General features: G+C 54.7%; 4 protein-coding genes. 2 read left to right on the top strand and 2 right to left on the bottom strand.

All coding sequences use genetic code 11. The annotated features are described in order from the left end of the window. Window positions 1-178: OmpA family protein (locus WH277_RS02530; protein ID WP_339504234.1), on the top strand; the 178-nt coding region annotated here is incomplete at its 5' end. A gap of 51 nt (window positions 179-229) precedes the next feature. Here WH277_RS02530 and WH277_RS02535 read toward each other — a convergent pair. After that, entirely contained in the window at window positions 230-910 is a 681-nt protein-coding gene (locus WH277_RS02535; RefSeq protein WP_339456522.1) for a CTP synthase C-terminal region-related (seleno)protein, read from the bottom strand. A gap of 108 nt (window positions 911-1,018) precedes the next feature. On the opposite strand from WH277_RS02535, the gene WH277_RS02540 reads away from it, so the two are divergent. Continuing rightward, window positions 1,019-1,765, top strand: coding sequence for a GNAT family N-acetyltransferase (locus tag WH277_RS02540; RefSeq protein ID WP_339456520.1), 747 nt, complete (start codon window positions 1,019-1,021; stop codon window positions 1,763-1,765). Here the strand turns inward: WH277_RS02540 and WH277_RS02545 are convergent. Further along, on the bottom strand, window positions 1,700-2,198 hold a 499-nt coding region (locus tag WH277_RS02545; RefSeq protein WP_339504232.1), incomplete at its 5' end, for a GNAT family N-acetyltransferase. The genes WH277_RS02540 and WH277_RS02545 overlap by 66 nt on opposite strands.

The following is a 2,198-nucleotide window of genomic DNA, read 5'->3' on the forward strand; positions in this document are numbered from 1 at the left end:
GGCGTTGTCACTGAAGCGTGCCAACGTGGTCGCCGATGCCTGGGCAAGCGGAGCGGGTGTACCACGCAGCAATATCACGACCCGCGGTTTGGGTGACAGCGACCCGGTACAGAGCAACAAAACATCACAGGGCCGGGCAGAAAATCGTCGTGTAGCGGTTGTCATCAGCGCTCCCTGAGCGTGCTGAAAGATGCTCTGCCTCGTCGGCCATCCCCGGCGAGGCAGCTCCTTATCTGGCGGCGCGCAGCAGTTCGACGACCAGTGGCGACAGCTCATCACGCAGCGCAGCGCGTTCGGACTGGAATAATGTGGCTACATAGAATTTGTGTCCCGGTAGTTCCATTGCCCGCACATCACCCTCACGATCCCAGGCGGTGAGTCGCAGCGGATACGTTTTTAGATCGGCAACAAAATCCGGGTTGACGCCAAAGTTACAGTGATAGCCTTCGCTGATTTCTGTCTTACCGTAAGCCTGTGCCAGAAGCGAGCCAGGTTCAATCACAATATCCCCGGTTTTTTCTACCAGCGAACAGCTTAATGGCGCGATCACCAGGCGCCCACCGCTGTCGGTTTCGGCATGTCCTGCATCGCTCCAACCCATGACATTACGCGCGTACTCAACGATGGCATACTGAAACCCCCCGCAGGAGCCGAGAAAGGGCACGTTGTTTTCCCGGGCATAACGGAGAGTGAGGAATGCCCCCTCGTCGTTAATATACGGACTACCCGGCGTTAGCCACAGGGCATCATATTCCTGCAAAATCCCGCTATCATTGATGGATTCAGTGGGAAGCCACTGCGAGCTGATATCTCGTTGAAGGGCGTGTGCGGCGAGTTGAACTGCTTTTGGAATGGCCTGATGCGCAACGGCATCGGGGCGATAGTCGCCAACCAGAGCTAAACGGATCATGAGTGTTTCCTGTGCAGGTAAAAAAGGATGCTACTGCACAGTCATGATGCTGGCAAGCCGCTAAATTTATTTCTAAGCTGAAAATCAGTGCAGACTACGGAGAGAGACATGACGCAGCGTGTGAATGAATTTGGCCAACCAGTCGGCCCGGCATTGCCTTATTGGCAGCCTGTGCCGGCACCAGAAGCAAACAGTATGGTCGGCATTTACTGCCGATTAGAACCCCTGAATGTTGAGCTTCATTGCGAGGACCTTTATACGGCCTATGCTTCAGCGCCTGATGGTCGGGACTGGACCTGGCTGACGGAAGAACGCCCGGAATCGCTGGAGGCCTTTCGTATCTGGCTCAGTCAGCGTGCAGCGCAGAAAGATTTTGTGACCTTTACCCTCTTTTGTGCAAAGCGTGATCAGCCTGTCGGCCTGGTATCGTATTTACGTATCGACCCGTCTAACGGCGTGCTGGAGATTGGTGGTGTCACATGGTCACCTTTGATGAAACGTACGGTGATCGGTACGGAAGCGCTTTGGCTGATGATTAACAATGCCTTTACGCTGGGGTATCGCCGCTGTGAATGGAAGTGTGACTCTCTCAACGAACCCTCACGTCAGGCAGCACTGCGTCTGGGGTTTACCTGGGAAGGAACCTTTCGTCAAATGATGGCCCGCAAAGGACGTTCACGAGATTCAGACTGGTTCTCGATTATTGATAGTGAGTGGCCAGCGATTAACCAGGTGCTGACTCAGTGGCTTTCTGCAGAGAATATTGATGCCAGTGGGCAGCAGCGACAGTCACTCAGCAACCTGATGCGGGCGATAAAGCCGATAGATGGCAGTGTTAATTGGCCCACTCTTTAATACGATAAGCCCGTAGCGTATGGCAATCAGCTCTGCGCCTACGCGGATGGCAACAGCGCGGCTGGCGATATTGCTTTCAGCCGCCAGGATCTCGATGACATCAATATCCGGTTGTTCAAAAGCCTGCGTTGCAATCTGGCACACAGCCTGACGGGCAATACCTTTACGCTGTTCGCTACGTCGTACCCAGTAACCAAGAGCGGCAGGGATATCGGGTCCGCTGCTGTAACGCAGCCCCACGCCCCCCAGAAGCCGCCCGTCTTCTGTAAATAACCCGCATTCATTCGCTACGCCCTGACGGCGCTGTAAATGGGTGTAGCTGAACCACTTCAGTGCGTCCTCTTCGGTGTAATCTTCATGCGCCCATACCATCCACGGTATTAAACTCTTCAGTGACTCCCTGACGGCCTCGACGAAGGCGGCAGCATCACTG

Origin of the sequence: Erwinia sp. MYb416 (assembly GCF_037479575.1) — a bacterium.
Taxonomy (GTDB): Bacteria; Pseudomonadota; Gammaproteobacteria; order Enterobacterales; family Enterobacteriaceae; genus Erwinia; species Erwinia rhapontici.

Bases quoted from the DNA above. Each gene is read 5' to 3' on its own strand.
- WH277_RS02540 (WP_339456520.1), top strand. From the start codon at position 1,019: ATGACGCAGCGTGTGAATGAATTTGGCCAACCAGTCGGCCCGGCATTG.
- WH277_RS02535 (WP_339456522.1), bottom strand. From the start codon at position 910: ATGATCCGTTTAGCTCTGGTTGGCGACTATCGCCCCGATGCCGTTGCG.